At 51.6% G+C, this 24556-nt stretch carries 26 protein-coding genes; 6 read left to right on the top strand and 20 right to left on the bottom strand.

Going from position 1 to position 24556, the window contains the following annotated elements:
* Positions 1–72: 72 nt before the first annotated feature.
* On the bottom strand, positions 73–303 hold the full coding sequence (locus DW943_RS06195) for a helix-turn-helix domain-containing protein (protein ID WP_117862496.1): 231 nt from the start codon (positions 301–303) through the stop codon (positions 73–75).
* 121 nt (positions 304–424) lie between these two features.
* Here DW943_RS06195 and DW943_RS06190 point away from each other — a divergent pair, with 121 nt between their 5' ends.
* The gene (locus tag DW943_RS06190; RefSeq protein ID WP_233543611.1) at positions 425–1684 is read left to right on the top strand and encodes a hypothetical protein; all 1260 of its coding nucleotides are present in this window, start codon (positions 425–427) and stop codon (positions 1682–1684) included.
* A 226-nt stretch (positions 1685–1910) separates the two neighbouring features.
* On the opposite strand, the gene DW943_RS06185 is transcribed toward DW943_RS06190, so the two are convergent.
* The 7 genes from DW943_RS06185 to DW943_RS06165 form a co-directional block, all read right to left on the bottom strand.
* Positions 1911–2204: a hypothetical protein gene (locus DW943_RS06185; RefSeq protein WP_117862494.1), complete on the bottom strand. Its 294-nt coding sequence runs from the start codon at positions 2202–2204 to the stop codon at positions 1911–1913.
* Positions 2205–2208: 4 nt separating this feature from the next.
* The gene (locus tag DW943_RS06180) at positions 2209–2508 is read right to left on the bottom strand and encodes a DUF2958 domain-containing protein (RefSeq protein ID WP_158566117.1); all 300 of its coding nucleotides are present in this window, start codon (positions 2506–2508) and stop codon (positions 2209–2211) included.
* A 389-nt stretch (positions 2509–2897) separates the two neighbouring features.
* Positions 2898–5807 carry a DEAD/DEAH box helicase family protein gene (locus DW943_RS06175; protein ID WP_117862492.1) on the bottom strand — a complete coding sequence of 970 codons (2910 nt, stop codon included), beginning with the start codon at positions 5805–5807 and terminating at the stop codon, positions 2898–2900.
* 2 nt (positions 5808–5809) lie between these two features.
* Entirely contained in the window at positions 5810–7648 is a 1839-nt protein-coding gene (locus tag DW943_RS06170; protein WP_199572800.1) for a site-specific DNA-methyltransferase, read from the bottom strand.
* Positions 7649–7721: 73 nt separating this feature from the next.
* On the bottom strand, positions 7722–7994 hold the full coding sequence (locus DW943_RS10580) for a hypothetical protein (RefSeq protein WP_199572798.1): 273 nt from the start codon (positions 7992–7994) through the stop codon (positions 7722–7724).
* Positions 7994–8161: a hypothetical protein gene (locus DW943_RS10480; RefSeq protein ID WP_158553195.1), complete on the bottom strand. Its 168-nt coding sequence runs from the start codon at positions 8159–8161 to the stop codon at positions 7994–7996. The genes DW943_RS10580 and DW943_RS10480 overlap by 1 nt, the downstream gene beginning before the upstream one ends.
* Before the next feature lie 525 nt (positions 8162–8686).
* On the bottom strand, positions 8687–8902 hold the full coding sequence (locus tag DW943_RS06165; RefSeq protein ID WP_117862491.1) for a hypothetical protein: 216 nt from the start codon (positions 8900–8902) through the stop codon (positions 8687–8689).
* Positions 8903–9121: 219 nt separating this feature from the next.
* Between DW943_RS06165 and DW943_RS06160 the strand changes: the two genes are divergently transcribed.
* Both DW943_RS06160 and DW943_RS06150 read left to right on the top strand, forming a co-directional pair.
* Positions 9122–10084: an Abi family protein gene (locus DW943_RS06160; protein ID WP_117862490.1), complete on the top strand. Its 963-nt coding sequence runs from the start codon at positions 9122–9124 to the stop codon at positions 10082–10084.
* Between the two features lie 661 nt (positions 10085–10745).
* The gene (locus DW943_RS06150) at positions 10746–11348 is read left to right on the top strand and encodes a Type 1 glutamine amidotransferase-like domain-containing protein (protein ID WP_117862489.1); all 603 of its coding nucleotides are present in this window, start codon (positions 10746–10748) and stop codon (positions 11346–11348) included.
* 718 nt (positions 11349–12066) lie between these two features.
* On the opposite strand, the gene DW943_RS06145 is transcribed toward DW943_RS06150, so the two are convergent.
* The 9 genes from DW943_RS06145 to DW943_RS06110 form a co-directional block, all read right to left on the bottom strand.
* Positions 12067–12564, bottom strand: a complete 498-nt coding sequence (locus tag DW943_RS06145; RefSeq protein WP_009247521.1) for a nucleotidyltransferase domain-containing protein — start codon at positions 12562–12564, stop codon at positions 12067–12069.
* A gap of 84 nt (positions 12565–12648) precedes the next feature.
* Positions 12649–13953 carry an ATP-binding cassette domain-containing protein gene (locus tag DW943_RS10745; protein WP_255415007.1) on the bottom strand — a complete coding sequence of 435 codons (1305 nt, stop codon included), beginning with the start codon at positions 13951–13953 and terminating at the stop codon, positions 12649–12651.
* The gene (locus DW943_RS10680) at positions 13913–14194 is read right to left on the bottom strand and encodes an ATP-binding cassette domain-containing protein (protein ID WP_255415006.1); all 282 of its coding nucleotides are present in this window, start codon (positions 14192–14194) and stop codon (positions 13913–13915) included. Before DW943_RS10680 ends, DW943_RS10745 begins: the two co-directional genes overlap by 41 nt.
* 453 nt (positions 14195–14647) lie before the next feature.
* On the bottom strand, positions 14648–15025 hold the full coding sequence (locus DW943_RS06135) for a TnpV protein (RefSeq protein ID WP_009247523.1): 378 nt from the start codon (positions 15023–15025) through the stop codon (positions 14648–14650).
* Between the two features lie 26 nt (positions 15026–15051).
* Positions 15052–16191, bottom strand: coding sequence for a plasmid recombination protein (locus DW943_RS06130; protein ID WP_019190307.1), 1140 nt, complete (start codon positions 16189–16191; stop codon positions 15052–15054).
* A gap of 355 nt (positions 16192–16546) precedes the next feature.
* Positions 16547–17701, bottom strand: a complete 1155-nt coding sequence (locus DW943_RS06125; protein ID WP_009247525.1) for an AAA family ATPase — start codon at positions 17699–17701, stop codon at positions 16547–16549.
* The gene (locus DW943_RS06120; RefSeq protein WP_009247526.1) at positions 17691–18026 is read right to left on the bottom strand and encodes a hypothetical protein; all 336 of its coding nucleotides are present in this window, start codon (positions 18024–18026) and stop codon (positions 17691–17693) included. Before DW943_RS06120 ends, DW943_RS06125 begins: the two co-directional genes overlap by 11 nt.
* Positions 18016–19107 (bottom strand): site-specific integrase, encoded by a 1092-nt coding sequence (locus DW943_RS06115; RefSeq protein WP_009247527.1) that lies wholly within the window; start codon positions 19105–19107, stop codon positions 18016–18018. The genes DW943_RS06120 and DW943_RS06115 overlap by 11 nt, the downstream gene beginning before the upstream one ends.
* A complete protein-coding gene (locus DW943_RS06110; protein WP_009247528.1) occupies positions 19108–19296 on the bottom strand; it encodes a transcriptional regulator in 189 nt (62 codons plus the stop codon).
* A gap of 448 nt (positions 19297–19744) precedes the next feature.
* On the opposite strand from DW943_RS06110, the gene DW943_RS06105 reads away from it, so the two are divergent.
* Entirely contained in the window at positions 19745–20275 is a 531-nt protein-coding gene (locus DW943_RS06105; protein WP_009247529.1) for a helix-turn-helix domain-containing protein, read from the top strand.
* A 292-nt stretch (positions 20276–20567) separates the two neighbouring features.
* Here DW943_RS06105 and guaA read toward each other — a convergent pair whose 3' ends face one another.
* Positions 20568–22166 carry a glutamine-hydrolyzing GMP synthase gene (guaA, locus tag DW943_RS06100; RefSeq protein WP_035136929.1) on the bottom strand — a complete coding sequence of 533 codons (1599 nt, stop codon included), beginning with the start codon at positions 22164–22166 and terminating at the stop codon, positions 20568–20570.
* A gap of 267 nt (positions 22167–22433) precedes the next feature.
* Here guaA and DW943_RS06095 point away from each other — a divergent pair, with 267 nt between their 5' ends.
* Positions 22434–23447 carry an asparaginase gene (locus DW943_RS06095; RefSeq protein ID WP_117645891.1) on the top strand — a complete coding sequence of 338 codons (1014 nt, stop codon included), beginning with the start codon at positions 22434–22436 and terminating at the stop codon, positions 23445–23447.
* A gap of 22 nt (positions 23448–23469) precedes the next feature.
* On the opposite strand, the gene DW943_RS10805 is transcribed toward DW943_RS06095, so the two are convergent.
* The gene (locus DW943_RS10805; protein ID WP_035136926.1) at positions 23470–23688 is read right to left on the bottom strand and encodes a helix-turn-helix domain-containing protein; all 219 of its coding nucleotides are present in this window, start codon (positions 23686–23688) and stop codon (positions 23470–23472) included.
* 76 nt (positions 23689–23764) lie between these two features.
* Here DW943_RS10805 and DW943_RS06085 point away from each other — a divergent pair, with 76 nt between their 5' ends.
* A complete protein-coding gene (locus tag DW943_RS06085; RefSeq protein ID WP_089572787.1) occupies positions 23765–24154 on the top strand; it encodes a hypothetical protein in 390 nt (129 codons plus the stop codon).
* A gap of 9 nt (positions 24155–24163) precedes the next feature.
* Here DW943_RS06085 and DW943_RS06080 read toward each other — a convergent pair whose 3' ends face one another.
* Positions 24164–24547, bottom strand: coding sequence for a DUF1648 domain-containing protein (locus tag DW943_RS06080; RefSeq protein WP_089572786.1), 384 nt, complete (start codon positions 24545–24547; stop codon positions 24164–24166).
* Between the last annotated feature and the right edge of the window lie 9 nt (positions 24548–24556).

The raw sequence follows: 24556 nt of genomic DNA, 5'->3' as shown, positions 1-24556 counted from the left end.
CATTCGGATTGCAGTGAGGAAAGGGTGGGACTATGCGTACCCGGAAAACGCCGTTGGAATCCAGCCGCCAGGTCACTCCGAGAACAGGTCGGAATCGAAAAACCCTCTCAGGGAAACGCCGAGACCGCTTGCTATGCGCTCGATATTCTCGATTGAGACGTTGCGCTTACCGGTCTCGACTTCGGCGAAGTAGGTACGGGACATCTCGATGGAGTACGCAAAGGCCTCCTGGCTCAGGCCGAGCCCGGCCCTTAGCTCCTTGATGCGGAGCCCCACGCGCATCTTGGGGTCCAGCTGAGTCATCGACACCTCCCGTCCTTCGGTGTCAATGATTCAAGCCAACCCTATATAAGTCACACCTATATAAGTGACAATTTGAAATACAATGCAAATACTGAAGTATCGCAATCAGGAAGGAGCCATGGTGGTTGCGGAGATTCCGAAGGTGACGGACGATATGGTCTCCGGGGATGCAGTGGAAAAGGAAGAGGGGAAACCTTTCGTGCTCTTCGGGCGCGAGTTTTCCCGTAAGCAGGTCTGCGTGGCTGGTGCGGGAATCCTCTGTGCGGCGCTTCTCATCGGCGGCGGGGCTTACGCCATCTCACATGCCAGTTGGACGGGAGATTCCAATGTCCCTGCGGTGTCCCAGTCAAAGGATGATGAGAAGCAGGACATGGTACTTACCCTTGAGGTAAAGGCTGACGGCTGGGATGCGGACACTTCCACGCCCGTTATCGCCCATATAGAGGATGCGGACGGGGAAGTAGACTTCTACACCGCCATCGCCGCGAACAAGCAGGTGACCGTGAAGGTCGGCAAGTCCGGCACCTACACCGTCACCCTCATCCCGCCGGTGAACGCGGACGGCTCTACCTATAAGGCCGCGTCCAGTAAGGTCAAGGCCGGGAAAGATGACAAGAAAACGAACGGTACCGTCATCACGCTCGAAAAGGTGGATGCGGACAAGGTGACGAAGGATGACCTGACCGCCATCGCCAAGGACGTTGCAGCAGCCGTGAAGAAGGGCGATTCCACCCTGACCGGAGACAGGGGTGCGGCGCTCGCGAAGAAGTTCGAGGACAACATCAAGAAGAACCCGAACGCCGACGCGGATGCCGTCGAGAAGGAGACCGGGAAGGCCGAGGAGACCGCCAAGGAGGACAAGTCCGATGCGAAGACACCGGAGACCTCCGACAACAAGAAGAACGATTCCGGTTCCAAGAGCGACAGCGGAAACAACGGCTCTGGAAATAAGTCGGACAGCAAGCCGAGCGGAAGCAACAATAGCAACTCCGGTAGCTCCTCGAAGAAGGATGACACCCCGGCGCATGTCCATAAGTATGATATCTACCATCCGGCGGTGACTCATACGGAGACCGTGCATCATCCGGCGGTGACTCATACGGAGACCGTGCATCATCCGGCGGTGACCCATACGGAAGAGCGCTCAATTTGCAACGGCTGCGGAGCAGATATCACGGGCAATGAACGAGCTCATGCGTATAATGCACTTATGGCAGGCAATAAAGCATGTGGCGCATATCATACGGTATACAATACCGTAACAGATTCTGCGGCATGGGAGGAAACGGTTACGACTACAGATTCTGCGGCATGGGATGAAACGGTCACCGTGACGGATTCTCCTGCGTACTACACCTGCTCCTGCGGTGCCACGAAGTAGCGGAAGCCGCCGAATTCTAGGCCGTAGCGGTCAGGCATCAGATTGAGATCTAATGATGCCACCCGGGCGCACGAGTCTCAGTATCCTCCATGTTCCCGAGTCACCTTAGCCAAGGTTCCAAGGAGCACCGCCCCTTGGCGCGCAGGGGTTCGGGGATGGCGCGAGGCATCCCCGGAAAAGCTGGCGCGGGCACGCCGATGGCATGCCCGCGTTCTCTGCATGTGCTTCACCCCTCTCCGGCAACGTACACGGTCCGGCCGCTCTCGCAGTCAATGCTCTCCATGTCGCCAAATCCGATGCGGACGGCAGCCCATCCGCCCCCGTCCTCCACCAAGGCGTCGGCCTCGTCGCGTGCTTCCGAGACGAGTCGCCCGAGTTCGGGCGACCCCTCCGGAGCGGTGCCCATCTCGAACGCCCCGCCCTCGCCGCACGACTCGAACTCGACAACGACAGTCAGCCGGACGGCCCCACCCGGGGACTTGCCGAATCTGCCCACGGCGCCAAACTCGTCCATCTCCATGTAGTTACCTCCCCCCGACGGCGCTGAGCGGCTTCGGCTCGAAGTGCTCGTCGCGCTCGACGACGGCAAACCCCATCTGGCGGTTCAGCTCCTCCATCTCCTTGATGCTGAAGTAGCCGAGCTCGTCGTCGTAGCCCTCGACGAGACCGAACGCCTCGTCCGTGCCGTCGAACTCGAGCAGCCACCAGTCCCATCCGTTCACGCACGAGAAGTAGTGGACGTATACCGTGGGGTCCTCCGAACCGTCTTGCTCATAGAGCCTCGGTAGCTCCTCCGCAATCTCCCTCGTCATCAGCTCCCGCATGTCTTCCTCCGTTTCCGGGCACGTTGCCCTGAACATCTCGCCCTTGCGGGCAAAGCCGAATGGCGACGCCGCGCGTCGTCGTCGGCTTTGCTCCCCGCAAAGCCGCACCGGAGCGAAGACGGGTCAAGGGAGTCCATGACGACCTCCACCAACCGGAGCGGAGCGGAGGTTTGTGCGGGGTCTCATGGGCCCCTTGACGCGGCGTAGCGGAGGTGCCACCCACGTAACGGATACGAGGTCATGACCGGCGAATGCCACCGAAACGCTTGAAATCATTGGTCAAGACTGAAGAGAGGCGGCCGCCCCTAACGGACGGCCGCCTTAGCGAGCCTTACTAATTCGGTTCTGGTATATGATCCGAGACGCCTGACGGGCAAATCCCGACAATCCTAGTGATAGTCGTTTGCGAAGGAGCCGTAGAAGAGCGCCTTACAGTCGACATCGCTGTAGCTCATCACGGCATCCTGCACATCGGATCGCAAGAGGTTGAGCACCTTGTACACGCCCTCGCCCATATCCCCAACGAAGAGTACCTGCTTGAACACATCGGGATAATCGCGCAGATAGGTCACATAGCCCCTAAGCTTTGCTAGCGTGTCGCCGAGGAACTCGCCATGAGGGTCAACGATGGACGGCCTGATGACGCCCGCTGCATCCTTCACGAAGAAGAGGAAGTCTGGATGCAGGGCCTTGCGTCCCACCGAAGACATGTACGGAATCGAAAACGCCTTAGCAGACATGCTGCCCGACGGATTGCGATAGAAGGCAACCGTGCGATTCTTTGCCAATTCGTTCCTAACGATATAGTCTTCCGCCGGGTTCAGGTCGAGCGGGCAGAGGCCGTCCTCTTTCTGCACGATATGGCACGGATATTTAGCGAAGTCGTCCGACGTGCTGGTAGACGTGGGCCACTCTATCTTTGTGAGGCGCTTGCCCTCGGTTTCACGGGCCAGCTCGTCGTAGCGCTGCTTTGCCGCGTCGTTAAGGTAGTCATAATCGCCAGATCCATCGACCTTATCGAAGTATTCCTTTCGGCATTGAGCCGCCCAGCCCTCGAGCGCATCAACGATGGTCTGCGTGCGCACCGCTGCGGCAAGGCGCAGGTCGCACTCGGGCCGCCCAAGCTCCTTGAAGTTGGCGCGACGATACTCATTCGCAAACTCCTTAGTGAAATGCATGTCGGCGTCGCGGGCGGCCTTTCTGAGGCCTTCGGCGTCCGTGCGGGCCTCCTCCTGCTCCTGGTCCTCGGTCTCGTTGAGCTTGTCGAGCGTGATCTTGACGGTCTCGGCAACCTCTACGTCGTGTTTGGCTTCGCGGTACTCGTCCTCGTTAGCAACGATGTATCCCTTGAGCTTCTGGACGAACTGTTTTTTCACGTCGGCCGCGGCATTGACATCGAGGCCAGTCTCGACAAGCAGAGTCGCCGTCTTAACCAGGCTCTGGAATTCGTTCCTGGCCTTTTTCGGAATGCGCTGCACGGGAATGGAATCGAAGGCTGTGCGGATACCCTGCCACTCCTGATGCGTGAAAGACTGCTCGCGCTTGGTGGGCGGCTTGGGCTTTGCCATGGGCACGGGTATTACGATCGAGACGGGCTGGGTCGGCTCGGTCCGTGCGGAACTTGGCTCAGGTGTCGCAAGTTGCTGCGGGGCAGACGCTGCAACGTAGTTGCCTGTTGCGGGCTGAGGCGCCAGCTCCGCTTCTGGCGCCGGGACGTCGACGGGCCTGACCGCCGAGGCAAGCGAGGGCTGCGCTCCCTGCATGTCCAACGGCTCCTGAATCGCGATGCCGGCAAGCGACGCCTGGTAGCCGGGTTGTGCCTGCCGCGCCGTCTCGATGGCCTTCTCGTTCTCCTCGTACGCCTTGAGCTCCTGTTGATAGTCGGCTTCGGACTTGGGCACAGCCGCCGTGATAGTCACGGGGTTGAGAACGATGTTCTGCTTGCCGATTGAGCTCTCGCCCATGTCGTCCTTGCGGCCCATGAGGTAGTCGACCACGTCCTGAGTGCTCTCGGGATTGAACTGGGGCAGGTAGCAGGCGACTGAGTTCAAAAGATCATCGGATTCGATGCGCCGCGCAAGTGGAGTGCGTACCATACGTCCCACGAGCTGTGCGATATAGGTCGAGTCCGAACGCCTGCGCTGCGAGAAGATGACCTCCGCTCGCGGGCAGTCCCATCCGTTGGAGACAGCCTCCTTGGCGAAGAGCACGCGAATGCGTGAGGCGTCCTGAACGAACTCGGGCTCGACATAGGGAATGAGGTATTTTCCCGCCGCGATGTCCTTATGCTCGCCGAAGACGTTGGCGAACGACATCGCCTCGGAAAGGCCGGGGACCAGGCCCGTGATCTGGTCGCACATCTCAGCCAGGGCCGAGCTGCTCGCGTTGTCCGCCGCTTGGATGAGCAGCAGCGGGTTGACGGGACTCTCGCCCTCACGGGCACAGTACTCGCCCCACTCGCGGCAGGCCAAGGCATAGCGCTCGCACGCCATAGTGAGGTACTGGTGCTCGACAGGGTCGTCCTTCTCTGGCACGCGCAACTCGATGATGTCCTTGAGCAGACCTGACTCCTGAACCTCGCGAGGGGTCACAGCGACCTTTGGCATACGCACGCGATCGGCGCGCTGGTCCATGGCCGCCTCGAACCTCTGCGGCGTGGCAGAGACCCCAACGACGATGGGCATCGCTGCACGGCCGTCGAGCCCATCAATGAGGCTGGCGTAGATCGTCGCGGTGCCGCGCTCGCTCGAGGCATTGGCCCCCAGACCGCGATGAGCCTCGTCTATGAACAGATAGAGGTTACGCTCCGGATCCCTGATGGTGCGGTCAAGGATGTCCCAGAACACGCGGCCGGAGTTGGCCTCACTACCCTTGGTGAGCAGGCCGTTCTTACTGAGTAGGTCCTTGCTGAGGAAATAGACGTGGCGCGGCTCGAGAATGTCGTGCGCGGCTCCGAAGTCGTTGGTAATTGTGACCAGGTGGCGCCTGTCAAGGATGCTGTCTGCCAGCTTGTCCGCCACGTTTGAGAAACGCACGCTCGTCTGCTCGTTCAGGCTCGGGGAATCCGAGAGCCAAAGAACGACGGCATTCTCGTCGGGCATGAGGCTCAGATCGTCGTCTCCGAAGAAGAGCGCTTCGATCGTCGCTGCGCACATGACCGTTTTGCCCGACCCCGTGGGAGATGCGAGGCATATCGAGGACAGCTCGCCGTCCTGCTCGTAGCGTCGGCGCATCGACTGCAACTTGTTCGCCAGGGTCGCGACCGCACCGGCTTGGAAATCCTTAAGTTCGACTCTCATGTTTACCTCACCGCATCCTCGGCGGCAATCTTGAACGATTGCAGGTAGTTCTCGTACAGGCGGACGACGTCGAGTCCAGGCAGTTGTGCCTTGACGGAGGCGTATCGAGCCGTGTCGTCCGTGATCACATAGGCGCACCCTATGCTGGCATTCTGCTTGACGGCGTCTATGAAAGCGCCGACCGAAGCAAAGTCGAAGAGGACGGCGTAGGCGTCGGCCATGGCAAAGCCCGGCTGCTCGTGCTTGATGATGCTGCCACGCGAACCAGCGCGCAGCCAGAGCAGGGGCGCGATCTCCTCGAAGGCCACGCCCAGCTCGACGGCGTCCGGGTCTTCGTAGGTGAGGTCAAAGAAGACGGCGTTTTCCTCGAAGCCGTCGGCCATGGGGAACTCGTCGGTGAACTTGTAGTCACCCTTGATGGGGTCACCCTCGGGCGTCTTGCCCGTGATGGCCGCCGTGACGCGTGGTTTGGTAACGTACTGGCAGATGCCCAGCGCTTCCCATTCGGGGTCGCCCTGGCGAAGACCGCGCTTGGTGAGCTTTTTGGATTCGTCCTCGGAGACCTCGTTATTCGTTACGCTGATGGAGCGCCTGCGCCCGCCGTCCTGATGGTTCAAGCGCATGACGGCATGTGCCGTGGTGCCCGATCCTGAGAAGAAATCGACTACAAGGGCGTCGGGCTTGTCGGCAACAACGGAAGCGATTGAGAGCTCGGTCGCATAAAGGGACTTTGGAAATGTGAAGCGCCTATCGCCGATGAACTTTTTGATATATCGGCTCCCGTATTCACCGGCAGAGAACTGCGTACCACTCCAAACAGTTGTTGGAATGGCAGAGCGCTCTCCCTGCTCTTCGAGAAGCAAGGACCCATCCTCAGCCTTGCCGATGAGTTTAATTTCTCCATTCTTGAGACGCTCCTCTTGGGAATCTCCTAGGTAAAGGAGGGAGTACCGATTACTCTTTTTGTTGTACTCACCTACTTTTGCGCACCCGCGATCAAGCTTGGCCTGTAGAGCATTCTGGGAGATCCTCCAAGTCGCCTCTCGGCCATCGGTCCTAATAGGCCAAACTGCCCTGAGACCCGTTTTTGTCGGTATCTTTGTCCAGTCTTGTTCAAGGGGGAGAGAAGCGCCGAGCTCCTTAATGGTCGCGGTCTCCTCATCGATATAGATGGGATAGAAGAGATTCGGCCTTGCGGTGCGAGCGGCATTGGGACCGCCCCTCAGCAGCCACTCCCAACGTACTTTACGTTGGGAGCGGCTGCTCGACGCGTCATCAGCCACTTTTTCCTCAAGTTCTCCGAACTCAACGGAATAGAGTCTGCGGTCCACTTGGCACGGCGCGGCGGTGCCAAAAAAGCAAAAGACAGCGTACTCGTCAGCTCTCTTGAACTGGTTGCCGCGGGCAACCCCGTTCTTGTTTATGGTGATTGAAACCGTCTGGATACCGGTCGCGTTGGGAAAAACGCTCTCTAAAAGAAGCTCAAGCCTTGCGTACTCCTTCTCGTCGATCGTCACGATGAGTACGGAATCGTTGGGGTTGAGCAGCTGCTTGGCGAGTTTGAGGCGGCGCTCCATGAAGGCAAGCCACTTGGAGTGGCGATAGGCGTCGGAGCCGTCGACGTAATCGTTGTTGTATTTCCAGTCGCGGGCGCCAGTGTTATAGGGTGGGTCAATATATATGCAGTCCACTTTGCCTGCATAGGCAAAGGCCAAGGTTTCAAGAGCATGGTAGTTTTCGCCGTTAATGACTACTTGATAGGGCTTATCGCCAGCGCGCTCGACACGCCCAGTCTCTTTGAGGCCAGCATAAATCGGCTGGTCATATTCAGCAACAGGCACGACATCGTCGACAGCAACGGAGCGGGGCTCACATTCGTTTTCGTCATATGAGGGCGATTGATATGGCTTTAGATCAGCAACCCCCCCCCCGAACGGCATTTACCAACCATAGCAGTTGGGAGCTAGAGTCCTCTTTTTTACCACGCTCGGGAAGCACCTGTACGACATCGCCCTCCATGATAGGTTTGCCATAAAGGCGAAGTCGCTCTGGACGGTTGTGTTCAAATACAAGCCCAAACTGGCGCTGCGCCGCAAAGGCGCGGATGTCGGCAGCGAGCTGACGATCGCCCAGCTTGACAGCGCGATCAACAAGGTTCTGAACGACTGCTTGCGCCGTCTGAGACATCACTTCTCCCCCTTGCATTTCTCGTCAATCCATTCGCGCAGGACTTTAGCCACCGTCTTATCCTGGCGCGCGGCATAGGACTTAAGAGCCCGCTTATCCTCGCGGGTTATCGAGAGCGTGAACTTATCTAACTCCCTTTCGGCATGAACAGCCTGATCTTCCTCCATGGTCGCCCCTCCGAATTGACCTGTTCTACGTTCCTTAATTGACCGAAATCATTTTACTTCAGAATACGTAATTACGTAATTACGTATGCCAATTTGAGCCATGCATCAATCAATCACTAGTCAGTATTCGTTGACGAATCGTTGGGGATAACGAATATATCGAGGTAGACAGTCGTTTTTACCGTCTGTGAGTACCAGCAAATCGATACTCAAAACGTCGTGAGTACATTTTGAGTACCAGTCCGAGCGGCCTCTTGCGGGCGGACGCAATCTGCCGGTCAGCATTAATTAGAAATAAATTGATGGCGTTGCTTCGGTAATTGAAAACACTTTAAAACATACCAGCAAACAATAATCCCAGCTAAACAGCTTGAGAGATTGCGTGGCTGGTTTGCATGTACCACATACACCACAATGCACAAGCATCCATGGCACGCAAATAAAAAACGAGGGAGGCCGCATCCGACCTCCCTCGCAAAGAGCTATTTACTATTCCCGCTCGATGGCTTTGGTTCTGTCGTCCCGTCATTCCAGTTGCACCCAGTTTTCGGCATCGGCACGGAACGCGTGCCGCCGAATGACGCGATGTCGCGTTTCGTCGGCTTCGGGGACAAAAGTTGGGACAACCTCAAAAACTTTTTTCAAACTCAGGGGTTTGAGTTTTTGTTTTTTGTCCCAAAGGGCGCGGCGGGACGCCTTTGCAAGCTCAATATTGCCGAAAACGCCCGTTTTGAAACTCAATCGCCCTTTTGCCCGCAAGCCGCCAGCTGCAATCGCAAGTGAATTAACGCGGGTGGCTTGCGCGCCATTTGCAAAACCCCAGGTCGCAGGTCTTCGCCATTCGTGAACAAAGTGAGTAGTCTCAGGTGGCTTGCTTATGAGTTGGCGAACGGGCCTTCAGGATTCAGGGCAAACATGCTGGTAGAATAGGATTCTCAAATCAATGACAGGAGACCGAGCATGGCCGAACCCCACGATAGGAAGCCGATCCTCACGATCGAGCAGCAGATAGAGCACCTCAAGCAGAAGGGCGTAGCCTTCGAGCTGTGTTCCGAGGAAGAGGCCGCGGACTACCTGCGTGACAAGTGCAACTTCTTCAAGCTCGCATCCTACCGCAAACTCTTCTCGAAATACGAGGGAGGCCCGCGCGACGGCCGCTACGTAGACCTCGACTTCGGCCAGCTGCGCCTGCTCGCGGCGCTCGACCAGGAGCTGCGCCACGCCCTGCTCGGCATGACGCTCGACATCGAGCATTTCCAGAAGGTGACACTGCTTCGCGAGATGGAGGACCGCGGAGAGGACGGCTACGCCATCGTGGCCGACTACATGGCATCGCTTACCGCTGCAAACAGGGAGTACCGCCTGCGCGAGCTCAAGATGAGCGGCCGCAGCCCCTACAGCTCGAGCCTCTACGCGAAGTACTCCGGCGACATGCCCGCCTGGGCCTTCCTTGAGCTCACCTCGTTCGGCGCCCTCATCGACTTCGTGCGCTTCTGCGCCAGGCGATGGGGCGACAGGCGCCTCGAGGCCTCCCACTACGACCTCAAGCGCGTGAAGTCCGTCCGCAACTGCGCCGCGCACGGCTCGTGCCTGATCAACTGCTTCGCCGAGAGGGGCGCCGCCCGGGGCTCGGCGTCCAGCGGCGTCTCCCGAAGGGTCGCCGCCGTGGGAATTCCCAAGGCGACCAGGAGGAAGTGGATGGGGAATACGGCCATGCAGGAGGTCGCGACCGTGCTCGTGGCGCACTCCGGCTTGGTACCCGAGGGCTCCTCGCGCTCGCGCGCCGCATCCGAGCTCGCCGAGATGTTCGCCAGGGCCGACGGCGGAACCGAGGCGCTGCCCGACAAGGGGCCCGACGCCGCAGCTCGCTCCGCGCTCGAGTTCCTTCGCAGGTTGACAGAATCGCTCGGGTTGGTAGAATAGCCTGCAGATAGCAAAACCTTCACGGTTTTAGGGGCGGACTTGCGCAAGCGACTCTGCCCTATTTTTATATTCACTCGCTATAGGAGACGGGTGATACCTGGGTCAATGACAGAACTGAGAAGCCCAGAATAATGGAGCCAGTTAGAAACCCTCGGGTTTGCGGGGCAGGATCGTGAAAGCGGTTCTGCCCTATTTTTTTCCTCCCTCTGCCCCAAACCAAGTAGTTCGAAGATAGCCTGCAGGTGTCCTCGTGGGCGCCTTTTATCTTCAGGGAATCGATCGTGAGCTAATGAACGCGGCCATCGGCCGTTTCATGATTGAGCGACCAGCTTGACCTAGATCGAACCGCCTTCATCTCCGTCTAGGCGCCGGCGATCAACATCGTAAATCCGCGCGTGCTACAATGCGGGCACCAGAGATGTAACCGATTACCGACCGACAAACAAACGCTTGTGGTTGATCCTGTGGCTTCTGAGGTGGTAAAGCGTATCTTTCTGCTTGCCAATGAGGGAAAAGTCCACGAGCCATAGCGGAAATACTGACCGAAGAAAAGGTTTTAATTCCTGCCGCATATGCAAAGGAATATCACCCGGAACAGTACAACGGGATTAAGTTTGCAGACCCTTTGAGCGACAAATGGAATTTATAAAGGAGAATATTGATGAAACTATTTTTATGTTCGCACTTTTCAAGTGTGGGAAGTCTGATAAAGGAAGAAATTGAAAATAAGAAAGTCGCATTTATTCCAACAGCTTCACTGCGTGAAGGCTACACCGGCTATGTCGGCTCGGCTCGAAAATTATTCAAAAAGTTGGGAGCAACCGTAACTGAAATTGATATTTCAACGGAGGCTTATTCAACGATACAGTCTGTTTTTGAAGAAGCAGATGTTATATATTTTACCGGCGGAAATTCTTTCTTTCTTATGGACCAGCTCCGTAAAACGGGAACTGATGGGCTACTGAAAAAGGAATTGGCAAATGGAAAATTGATGATCGGCGAGTCGGCAGGCGCAATTATATGCGCCCCAAGCATCCAATATATCGAGCAAATGGATGAAAAGCCAGAGGACTACTCACAAGAAGATGATGCAGGGCTTGATTTGATTGATTTCTATGTTCTTCCGCATTATCTTACAGCACCATTTAAGAAAGTTACCGAGAAAATAATGACTGAGTTTTCGGATTTAAATCTATGCCCAATTAACAACCGTCAGGGAATTGTATTTGATGGTGAAGATTCAAAGGTTATTTGCAAAGATTAATTTAAAAATTCCAGTTTATCAGTATCAAAAATAGAATATGACGGCACACGGCGGCATTTCCCCTGGATACTCCCCTCATTGGGACGGCGAGATTCTTTACTCCCTATTAACGACCTGGGAAAACGCTGTGCAGAGACCGCCAAAAAGCCTGTTGAGTTTGATTTGAGTTTCGCGGACCCCGAAACGGCCTCGTTTCGCCCTCGGGGACAAAAACCGCGCGTCCACCCACTTGGGATGAATCCTTACTCCCATTCCTCCGAATACCGCCCTGTACTTTGTTGTCTTGAAACGCGGGGAGTAAATGGCGAAATCGCAGGTGAAAGGGAGTAAATAGCCAAAGAAAAAGCCTCCGTCCCAACATGGGAACGGAGGCTCGATAATCGGTTTTACTCACCAATGTCGCTGGCGGCTTTGCCGTGGCTTTCGTACGAAACGAAACTCAGCAGCACAGTGCGGCACTCAAAATTGCAGGTCAGAACCCTGTCGTCCTACTCAAACTCTACAAAGACTAACGCTTTTTGTTTAGGAATTATTCTCTGTAATGTTTCTCGTTCTTTTGATTATTTGATATATCCATATTATCCTGCCTATACGAGCTAATGTTATCATTTTGTTATCGGCATTGATAACACCTACTCGATAACTGTGGATAATAACTATATGTAGCATGTCAAATTATAAGCTATTTTGCTTAGAGATTCAACACAAAACTGAAATTTTACTTTTCCTTATATTCATCTGGTATTGCTATTTGAAATGTTTCACACAACAGCATCACATCATGCACATCATTTTTATCGTGTTCATATCCCAAATGAAGCATTACCTGACTCAATGGTTCAATACAAGAAACAGTTATATCTCCAACTTTTCCAATACCGGAAAAAGTTTTTGATGGAAATATATCTCCCTCATAAACAATTCCGTCATCTGTAAATTCAAAACAATGTAAATCAATGATTCTTTGTTTATCATCTTTCCAGACAGTATGACCATCCGTTGTATAATCAGTATTTACTTCCTCAAATCCATGCTGCTTAATCACATAAATATAATCATGATAATGTTTCAGTTCAACAAACAAATCAATATCATTGTGTATTCTTGATTCTCTTTTAAGAAGTGCATCAACACCCCATCCGCCATCTAAATATACTTTAATTTCGTTTTGCAAAGCATATTTTATAATTTCACATGCATCTTCTGTACGTACCATAATCTATCCTCCAAATTCAAATCTTTGTATGCTTTCCAACTCACTAAAAGCCTGAAATTTGTCAGTCTTTCATCCTTTTTGTTATCAATCACCAATTAGCTGTAATCCATTAGGATTTAGCTGATATATTTTATCGCACACCTCTTCAATATACTTTCTATCGTGAGAAATGCTAATGACAGCCCCCGGAAATTCTCGGAGCATTTTTCTTATTACCGGACCGGACAATGGTGAAAAATTTCTTGTCGGTTCATCCAGAATAAGAACATTTGCACCACTTAAGCTCATCCTCAAGAGAAGCACTTTCGCCTTTTGTCCGCCTGATAACTCCCGAATCGGATGCTCCATTTCATCTGGTGTGTATTTAAGTGAACCAAGGTATGTTCTAATTCTTGTACGCTCTTCTTTATCTCCTGTTTTATCAAGGTAATCAACCGGTGTAACATCCAAATCCAGCAGGTCTTCATAAGTTTGAGGCATATATTCTGCTTTAATGTCATTCCGATTTAGGAGTTCTTCCGCTATCTTTTTTAGAAGAGTCGTTTTTCCTGCCCCGTTGGCTCCTATCATACAGATTTTTTCTGAACCTTTTATTTTTAAATGAATTCCTTCTGCTAAAATTCTTTTGCCATCCGGAGTCACAAGCTTTGAAAGTTCATATTCTATGACCGTTTTTCCTGCGGGAATGTGTGAGTTTTCATCCCCTAATTTGACAAAGATTGCTTCTTCCTGTTCCGGCATCTGAGTCATATTTTCATCTTCTTTTTCAAATCTTCGTTCCATTGCCTTAACCGTATGCATTTTGTCCTTTAAGTTTTTGGCAACAGACGGTGCTTGTCTGGTACAACTTCTTAATGCACCTTGTACACTCTGCATAACTCTTTGATATTTTTCATCGCGAATCTTTTTCTCCCTACGGTCACTCAGTGCCCGCTGTTTTTGGATTTCAAATTTATGAAGCCGTTCTTCCACATAGCGTCTATAGGGAAGCTTTGCCACGGTATATCTCGCCTTTGTTTTTCGTATAATCTGCTCGATATGTATCACCATGTTGGCAGTACGCTCTATCAGCGTTTCATCGTGTGAAATAAAAAGCACAATGTGCTTCCAGTCATTTATGATTTTTTCCAGTAATGTAAGCGTCGCAATGTCGATGTCATTGGAAGGTTCGTCCAACAACAGCACAGAAACATCGCGAATGAAAAGCCTCATAAGTTGTGTCTTGACTTTTTCGCCTCCTGAAAGACTACCCATTGTCTGGTTACTGTAGAAAAAATCATTTTTCATTCCAAATTTTCCCGCAATAACAGACAATTCTTTAGGCGTTTTCTCCCAGAATATTTCCTCTTCAGAAAAATATTCGTATATTGTTTTTTTCCTTATCTTCATCGAGCATCTCCTGCGGAAGATAACCAAGACGTTCGTGTCCCATTATCCTTTCCCCATCTGCTTCTATATAGTTTTCTACAAGCGACGGATTGTATATCCACTTCATTAATGTCGATTTCCCATTTCCCTCTTCTCCAATAATAACTGCCTTATCTCCATCATTTAGCACAAGGTTGAAATCATTAAGAATTATTCTCAGGTCTTTTTTATGTGTTAAATTTAATTTTTTTATCTGCAACATTAAAGTTTCTCCTTTTCGAAGTCTGAGCCAATTATTATTTTGAACACACAAAAACGAGTCTTTTTTGCATACGCAAAAATAGACTCGCTAAATAGCCCCTTATTTCTTTTCCAAAAGGAAAACAAAGGAAATGCCTCTTGCGATAATCCAACTTAAGCGTACACAAAACAAACCTATTCTCTACAGGCTCAATAACTATATGTGTCTTACTTAAATCAAATTATCTATTAATCATTTCCTCACCTTACACAAAATGTGCCTTTCTTTCTTCTAATGGCAATACTATCATACTGTATTTTTTGTGTCAATACATTTCACCTTATGGAAGTGCAAATTAAAATTTTCACTTCCTAATTATACATCCAACCATTACGAAATTCAATCTTTCACAACCTCTTTACAACCACAACCACAGCACTCCAGCAAACGCAGGAGCACCATACCGTAAAACGCTTATGTGTAAATCAACTCCGTTCCTACAACTTCCCTCACACAAGCCTGAATATTATTCATTCTTCCAATCCATTCGTAGGGATTATCTTTCTTTAATTGTTCCGTCACATCTTGTCTGTCGGCATATTCCTTTACCAGTCGAAGAAACATATCCTCTGCTTGCTTATCGACTTCTGCAAGATAACTATGCAGCTTTCCGCTTGTCAGCAGGTTCATATATAACACTTTATAGTGTTCCTTTAAATGCCTTGCATGTCGTTTCCCCCATAAACCAATCGGCTCTATTTCTTCTTCGGCTGGTACTGTGATGTTCGGCAATAAATAATCACCCACCTGTCTATAAGTTCCGCCCATTTCTTCAAAAATTGTCTTTGTCATTTTCCTTTTCCTCCTGTGATTTTTGTCTATCGTGATCGTGTATTATCACGCTTGCGACCTTTAACTGTTCTTGCCTGCTCCAACAAATCATCTATCTGTTTGCGACCAAAAACCTTACGGAGCAGGCTGTAATCTTTATTTTCTGCTTTTAGGATTTTGTTTTCTTCGGTCAATCTTTCATTGACTTTCTCCAAACGCTGATTGGTGCGGTATAACTGTGCATTCGCTGTATTCAGCCTATGATAGTTGTCCCACCCCTCAAAGCAGCGGGCAAGCACCGTTTTGACAAGTTGCTTCAATTTCCTTACAACCGGCTCTGCCATTTTGGTTTTATATGCCTTTGCAGTCATAAATTTCTCTGGTTCTGGCAACTGATATTTCGGTGCAGTATCAAGCTCTATTTCAAGATTTGACAGCTCGTCTTTTGCCTTATCATAGTTCAATACTCGTTCCGACAACACATCAAATTCAATCTGTTTCTGCTCGATTTTCGCACCTAATGCCGCCACTTCTTTTTCTCTTTCCTGCTTTTTATAATCCAAAACAGAAAGATGTTTTTCGTGTGTGCCTAAATGTTCCCACTCAATCCCATAACGTTCCATCACCGCCGCAAGCTGTTCTTTTTCGGACTGTATCCATTGCGACCACTCCGTATCGCCACGACTGCCGCCCTTAAAACCTTGCGTTGCAAGAGCCTGCTTTAGTGACACTCTTGTATCAAGTCCACGCTTGCTGCCTGTGGTAAAAGGTACAAAATCTATGTGCAGATGTGGTGTAGCTTCATCCATATGCAGATGAGCCGAGAACACCCGAAGCTGTGGATTTCGCTCCTGAAAACCCTGATAGTATTCATCTAAAATCTGCTTTGCCAGTTCTCCGTTTTCCGTATCGGCGTTCATATTTCCCTTACCGCCCACCTGTAAAATGATTTCGTGGAACGGTTTTTCCTGCTTGGAACTTCGGATTTTTTCATAATAATCTTTTATCTTTCGGTCTGACCTTATCTGCTTGGCATTGTATCTTTCCAATGCTTCATCAAACAATTCGTGATAAACTGTCTTTATATTTTCATTGCAGTAGTCGATATTGAGATGAGTACGAGTTCCGTCTACATTTTCTGCTCGGAACTTTCGGCTATTGTGATTGACCGAGCCTTTACCGACCATTGCACTTATCGTTCTCTGCATTTTTTCATCTCCCATCTGTAAATTTCAACATTCTCAGGTTTTGTTACTTTTGTCAAAAGTAACGCAAAAGCACTTTTGACGGGTACACCCATCAAAAATGCGACCTGTAAACAGGTTTTGCGTTCTCCGAAGGCTCTCCGAGGGGTGAGCGTGTGCCGGTGGCACACACGCCTGCGAACCGACCGAGCCAGCAGGCGAGACCAAAGAGCCGCCTTTGAAAAGGCACTCTCTGCACACTCCCCTAAACTTTATCCGGTGTCAAAGTGTGACGATGGTGACAATGTTTTTCACAGCGTGCTGCTCTCAAAAACATTGACACCTTTGACACCGTTTGTCACGCCGTCTGCTCGGTTTCTTTCCAAAGTGAAACCTTTCTTCCGTCGTGTGTGCGGCTGTTCTGATAACGGATACCGTAATCACGAAACAGCCTGCTTGCGTTGATACTGAGCCTTAAAGAAAGTACATTCGGCTTTATATCCACCGCAAGCCTTTCGCAAAGTTCCGAAGCAGTTCCTTCCCATCTGTCACTTTCCGAAAAGAGCGTATCCGCTATCTTCTCAAGCAGAGGTTCGGGCGGTTCTTTCCACATCTCCGTTTCCGATTTTGCAAAGTTCCACACCAATCGCTCGCTGTCCCTTACAAGATGGATTTTCATATCCTGCTGGTCTCTGCCAGCAACATCAAGTGTGGCATTGTTGGAAGTACGCTTGTCCTTACTGAGAACAAATGCACCGTCTGCCGCACCCATCAGACCATTCGTGCCTGAAATCATATCGAATATATCTTCCGATTTTTGTTTGCGTGTATGATGAACAATAAGCATTGAAACCTTGTAACTGTCTGCCAACGCTTTCAGCCTTGCCACAACATCATAATCACTTGCGTAGCTGTAATCTGCTCCGCCTGCTTCACGCACACGCTTTAAGGTGTCTATGATAATCAAGCCTGTGTCTGGGTGTTCCCTCATAAACCCTCTTATCTGTTCTTCCAGTCCGCCATTGACCGTTTTACATTCCGTTGCGAAATACAGATTGCCTGTCTCCTTTGCACCGAACATCTGAAACAATCGCTTCTGCAAACGTGGGTAATCATCTTCAAGGGCAAAATAAAGCACCGTTGCCTTACGCACCTTATACTCCCAAAGCGGTGTGCCTGTGCTGATATGATAGGCAAGCTGTGCCATCATAAAGCTCTTTCCCACTTTCGGGGAACCTACGAAAAGGTAAGTTCCCCTTTGGAGCAGACCGTCGATAAGTGGTGTCTGAACCTCAAACACCGTATCATACAGCGTTGTCATTGATACTGTTTTCAGATAGGAAGGGTCTAACTGTCTGAGTATTTCCCTTTGCATTTCTTCAAAAGATTGCTCGTACCCCTTGAAATCCGTATCCTGATTGACTATACTATTGTCAGTACATTTGGAAAGTGACTGTTCCGCATCTGTTGCCGCAGATACATTTGGAATAGTCATTTCTTTTTTATTCTCCATTCGCATCCTCTCCTTTCAAACCGCCGAGAATAATGGAAATCAGTTCTATTACACTCAGCAGTTCATCATCCACACCTTTTCCTGCTTCAATCCTTTTCAGTTCCGCAAGGACTGTGGCAAATTCCGTTTTCAACGCCTTATACACTCTCGGATTGCCCTGTACCACCACATCCTGATTTAAGCAACGGCGGTAACAATACTCCTGTTTTGGCAATCCTGATAGAGCTACAGCTCTGTTAATGAGTTCGTTTTCTTCGGGCGATACTCGAAACCCTACTGTGATATTCCTCCAACGATTTTTGTTATCTCTGTTCTTAGCTGACATTTTCAAAATCTCCTTTCCCTAAATCATCTAATTTTTCTGCCATCTCAATCTGCTTTGACGGAAAGAGGTGTGCGTACTGATAAGTAATATCAATACTTTCGTGACCAACTCGGTCAGCAATCGCCACCGCAGAAAAGCCCATATCAATCAAGAGTGAAATGTGGCTGTGACGGAGATCGTGAATGCGGATACGCTTCACGCCTGCCGCCTTTGCCCCTCTGTCCATCTCGTGATGAAGATAGCTTTTCGTCACCGTAAAGATACGGTCTTTCTTCTTCAATCCGTAAAGCATACCGAGATATTCTTTCATTTCCTCACACAGAAACTTCGGCATTTTAATCGTGCGGTTGCTCTTTTTCGTTTTCGGAGAAGTAATCACATCCTGCCCTTTCAAACGCTGATAGGATTTATTGATTGTGACTGTTTCCTTATCAAAGTTGAAATCTGCCGGAGTCAAAGCTAACAGCTCGCCCTCTCGGATACCGCACCAGTAAAGCATTTCAAACGCATAAAAGGAAACAGGCTTGTCCATCATCTCAAAAGAGAATTTCTTGTATTCTTCCTTTGTCCAGAACAGCATTTCCTTGTGTTCCTCACGTCCCATATTTCCCACCTTTGCCGCAGGATTGGAACGCAGTTCATAGTAGCGGACAGCGTGATTGAAAATGGCGGACAACTGATTGTGCAGCGTTTTCAGATACGTCTGTGAATAAGGCTTTTTCTTCTCATCACGATAGGCAAGCATTTCATTCTGCCAAGTAATAATCTCCTTTGTGGAAATCTCGCTGATTTTCAGTTTCCCGAAATACGGAAGTATCTTTGTGCGTATGATATGCTCTTTGGTAAGCCACGTGTTTTCCTTCAAACGGTTCTTCACATCATTGATATAAAGCTCCGTAAAGGCTTCAAAACTCATATCAAGGTCTGAAGAAGTCTGCAATTTGAACATTCTTTCCCATTCCTGTGCTTCTCGTTTGGTAGCAAAGCCACGCTTGCATTTCTGCTTGCGTTCCCCTTTCCAGTTCACATACCTTGCCATCACATACCAAGTACCGTTATCTTCATTCTTAAATACCGGCATTTACATTTCCCCCTTTCCTGCTCCGTAGAGCCTTTCGTAAAAATACTGGCGATTTACACGCCCTGCAATCGTAATAAAGCCCTTTGCTTTCAATTCCTCATTTAATTGTCTGATGAGTTTATATGCATAAGGTTTTGATACGTTTAGTTCCTGAGCCACATCTTCGGCTCGGATAAATCTGTTTTCCATATCCTTTTTCTTCCTTTCTTAAAATAATTTTTTGCTTGCCGCTTTCTCCGTGTTAAAGTTCCAACAGGCACTCCTGCTTGTCGGCAGGCGCTGTGCTGTCCCAATGCACCGCAGTACATCAGGCGCTCGCTCGTATAGGGGTTCCCGAAAAGTCGGAGACTTTTGGGGAAGAGGAGGAGCAGTGCAGCGAATGAGCTTTTGTGCTTGCACACAAGCGAACGATACGGAACTTGCTCCGACGAGGTCTTGGCGGTTTGGCTTTTCGGACGGTCATTCAGTTGTCGCATTAAGCATATTTGTTTAATTCGTAATTTATTTTACTAAACATATTTGCTATTGTCAAGTGGTTGCAAAGAAAATATTAAACATTTTTGTTTCGGTTTTTCTTGACTTCCACTAAACATTTCTGCTATACTTATTTCACTAAATATAAAAGGAGCGTATCATTATGGCTATCAGCGAAAGAATACATTTTTTCAGACTAATGCGTGGTATGACACAAAAGTATCTCGGTACAGCAATCGGTTTTCCAGAAAAGAGTGCTGATGTGCGTTTGGCACAGTACGAAACTGGTACACGCAAACCGAAAGCAGACCTTACAAATGCATTGGCACAGGTGCTTGATGTTTCTCCACAGGCTCTTGATGTTCCTGACATAGACAGCTATATCGGTCTTATGCACACTCTGTTTACCCTTGAAGATATTTACGGTCTTACTGTCAGTGAAGCAGACGGAGAGGTATGCTTAAAGGTCAACAAGGACAAAGGCAGAGAAGCATATGAACTCCTCAAAATGCTGTATGCTTGGAAAGAACAGGCAGACAAGCTATCTTCCGAAGAAATCAACAGAGAAGAATACGATAACTGGCGTTACCATTATCCAGAGTTCGACACCACACAGCGTTGGGCAAAAGTTCCATCACAGGAATTAAGTGACGCTCTCGTGGAAGCATTCAAAGACCACTTGAAAGATAAATAAGCACCTACAGGACCTGCCACTGGCAGCTCCCTACAGATGCTTTGGCAACGACAAAAAAGCCCTTAACTATGGTTATTAACCACAGCTAAGGGCTTAGTTTATAATATGGAATTTGTTCAGAGCCAAGCTCCGAACTTTAGTCTGCAAGCCACCTGTTAATTGTTCCGTTACCCATAAACCACTGGATAACAAGAATAATGGCACTTGCTATGACTGTTATCAATTTGTTATCAAAAGACTAATCGAAATCGCTGAAACCCGCATAAACACTGGCTTTTTTAAGCAACTCGATTTATTCCCACTCAATCGTCGCGGGCGGCTTGGACGTGATGTCGTAGCACACGCGGTTGGCGCCGGGAACCTCGGCCACGATGCGGCCGGAGATGCGGGCCAGGACGTCGTAGGGCAGCTTGGCCCAGTCGGCGGTCATGGCATCGCTGGACTCGACGGCACGCAGGATAATTGGGCGCTGGTAGGTGCGCTCGTCGCCCATAACGCCGACGGACTTAATGTCGGGCAGGACGGCGAAATACTGCCAGCAGCTATGCTCGGAGTTGCGCTCGCCGGTCTGCTCAAACAGACGCTGGTTATAGGCGTCGAGCTCCTCGCGCACGATGGCGTCGGCATTCTTGAGGATCTCGAGCTTCTCCTTGTCGACCGCACCGATGATGCGGATGGCCAGACCCGGGCCCGGGAAAGGCTGGCGGAACACGATATGACCCGGCAGACCGAGCGCCAGACCAAGCGCGCGGACCTCGTCCTTAAAGAAGTGGTCGAGCGGCTCAATAAGGTCGAAGTGCACGCCCTCGGGGAACGGGATCAGATTGTGATGGCTCTTGATGGTAGCCGTCTTGCCGCCCGTCTTGCGAGCGCCGGACTCAATGATGTCGGGGTAGATGGTGCCCTGAGCCAAGTACTTGACCGGCTTGCCATCGGTCTCGAGCTGCTGCGCCACGGCGAAGAACTCTTTCCAGAACTGCGTACCGATGATGCGGCGCTTCTCCTCGGGCTCGGTCACGCCGGCCAGAAGCTCGGCATAACGGTCCTCGGCGTGGACGTGGATAAAGTCGACGTCAAACTGCTTGGTGAAGACCTCCTCCACCTGCTCGGGCTCGCCCTTGCGCAGCAGGCCGTGGTTGATGAACACGCAGGTCATCTGCTTGCCCACGGCGCGAGCGCCCAGCGCAGCCACGACGGAGGAGTCGACGCCGCCGGACAGGGCCAGAATCACGCGGTCGTCGCCGACCTTCTCGCGGAACTCGGCTGTCATGGTCTCGACCAGGTTATCCATGCTCCAGTTGGGCTCCAGGCCGCAGATCTCAAACAGAAAGTTGCTCAGCAGCTGCTGACCGTACTCGGAGTGCTTGACCTCGGGGTGGAACTGCGTGGTGAAGATCTTGCGCTCGACGCACTCCATGGCGGCAACCGGGCACACGTCGGTGCTGGCGGTAACGGTAAAGCCCTCGGGCACCTCGGACACGGCGTCGCGGTGGCTCATCCACACGGTCTGCTCCATAGGCGTGGAGTTAAAGAGCTTGGCGCCGGCCGTACGCGTGATGGTGGCGCGGCCGTATTCGCCCACCTCGGAGTGACCGACCTTGCCGCCGAGCGTCACGGCCGTGATCTGATGGCCGTAGCAAAAGCCCAGAACGGGAAGGCCCAGGTCAAAGATGGCGGGATCGATGGACGGAGCGTCCTCGGCATACACAGAAGCCGGGCCGCCAGAGAGGATGAGCGCAGAGGCGTTCATTTCGCGAATCTCATCGGCCGAGATGTCGCAGGGAACGATCTCGGAATACACGTTGAGGTCGCGGACGCGACGGGCAATGAGCTGACCGTACTGCGCACCAAAGTCGAGTACGAGGACCTTTGCGGAAGCCTTTTGATCCATGGTTTCCCCCCTCTTGTTGGCGGGGAGCCTGTGCCCACCCGCGCGAATAAACGAAAACATCTTACATAGTGTACACGTTATATGGGGTTTCTCGTCCCTCGCAGCCATCAGCGCACGGCAAACGCACGACCGGGGCCTATTTGACGGCAATTGAAGTGTTACCAAACGTTACAGATGATGTAATACGTTTGAACATTGGACGCCCTGTGCCACAATACTGCCGAACGACTCCGCCTCTGCGGCGGCAAATACGATAGGAATACCAGCATGAAGCGCATCCTTCTCATCGCCACGGGCGGCACCATCGCATCGACCGAGGACGGCAACGGCCTCTCCCCCGCCCTGACCGGTGAGGAGCTCGCCCAGAGCGTCCCCGAGATCTCGGGCCTCTGCGAGCTCGACGTCGTGCAGCCCATGAACATCGACAGCACCAATATGCGTCCGAGCGACTGGATGCGTATCCGCGACGTCATCGTCGAGGGTTATGCCGACCACGACGGCTTCGTGATTCTGCACGGCACCGACACCATGAGCTACACCGCGGCGGCGCTTTCCTATCTGATTCAGGACAGCCCCAAGCCCATCGTACTCACCGGCTCGCAAAAGCCCATGGGCAATCCCTTTACCGACGCCAAGCTCAACCTGTACCAGAGCCTGCTCTATGCGCTCGACGAGCATTCGCACGACGTCTCGATTGTCTTTGGCGGCGTAGCCATTGCCGGCACGCGCGCCCGCAAGCAGCGCACCATGAGCTTTAACGCGTTCATTAGCGTCAACTATCCGCCCATTGCCTATATCCGCAACGACCGCATCGTTCGCAACGGACTCCACGGCACTCACCAGGACGAGAACCCGGTTCGCTTCTACGACAGCATCGACCCGCGCGTATTTGCCCTTAAGCTGACACCCGGCGTGAACCCGGGTATCCTGGACGCTCTTGCCGATAGCTACGACGCTGTGATTCTGGAGACCTTTGGCATTGGCGGTATCCCCGAGTTTGGTGAGTCGGGCGAGTCGTTCCAAGAGGCAATTTTCCGCTGGGTCGATTCGGGTCGCACTGTCGTTATGACCACGCAGGTCCCCGAAGAGGGCCTTGACCTGGGTGTTTATGAGGTCGGCCGTGCCTACGCCGATCATCCGGGCATTTTGCGCGGCGACGACATGACCACCGAGACGCTCGTGGCCAAAACCATGTGGGCACTCGGCCAGTCACGTGATGCGGCCGAGATTCAGCGCCTGTTCTACAGCCAAGTCAACCACGACCGCATCCCGATGGCGTAATTCAGTTGTCGACGGGTATCCCCTATTCGATCCCCTCGAGAAGCTCTGACACCGTCATGCCGAGTGCGGGCGCGATCTTAAATAGAACCTTGAGCGTGAAATTTGCCGTCCCATCTTCGATTCGGTCGAGGTAGGGTCGGCTGATTCCTGTCGCCACACAAAAATCAACCTTGGAGATACCAAGGTCCCTGCGTGTCTCTTCGACCCGCCTGCCAAGAATCTGTTTCGCACGTTCGTCCATGCAGCCGAGTTTGAAATGGAGCTGAACAAAAACGTAAACTATAGTTTACGTTTTGCCGAATACACAGGAGTTTTCTATGTCGGGTTCTTCGGTCCGCATGTACCGAGCCACGCTTCGCACAAACAGCGCACCGCCCAAGCTCGTCGTCGTTGAAGCCGAATGCCTTTCGCCCGATGAGCGCACAGCATTTGCATTACTATCAAGTCGCGTCGCCGCCGTTCTGGTCCCTTGCCCGGCGCAAGGCGAACTTGCCATCCAATGCCAAGCGCACAGCTGCTCGCTCAATCAGGCTGCCGTAATCGCAACCAGCCAACGCGGCCTGCCGCTCCTTTTAGAAGCCGGTATCGCACTCGCCCTCCGCGGCTCCGGATACGAAAACGAGGCCGCCGCCGATATGGTCTTTAAACCACGATCGAGCGGCGGCCTCGCAGCAGCCATTGAATATGCGTGCAGGCTCGTTGCCTAAAAGGACAGGCTAGAAACCAAAGCCAAAGCCTGTTCCGGTAATAGCCGAGTACATAAAGTAGACGTTGATTACGTTGAGGAACACACCCGTGATGCAGCCGTTTCGCAGGTAGCGCTCGCACACGATGCGCGCCATGGCGGCGGAGTCATCATTGTTTTTAGCCTGACGTCCTGCCGTAAAGTACGTCGCCACGCTCAGCAGCAGGTTGAGCACCGGCAGTGCCAGCAGCTCGTAGCTCTTGCCCCAGCGCGTCACCTCACCGGCCGCGTTAAACTTCGTTGCCACCTCGGGACCAATGTTGGGGATAACACACGCTGCAACCACCAGCGGAATCACCGCAAGTACGAGCAACGCAATACCCATGTAGCCAGCTTTTTTGCCATATTTAAACATATGCGTCGT

The organism is Collinsella sp. AM44-11 (genome assembly GCF_003467145.1).
Lineage (GTDB): Bacteria > Actinomycetota > Coriobacteriia > Coriobacteriales > Coriobacteriaceae > Collinsella.
Note: the sequence above shows the minus strand (reverse complement) of the source record. Positions and strands in the feature narration are given on the sequence as shown.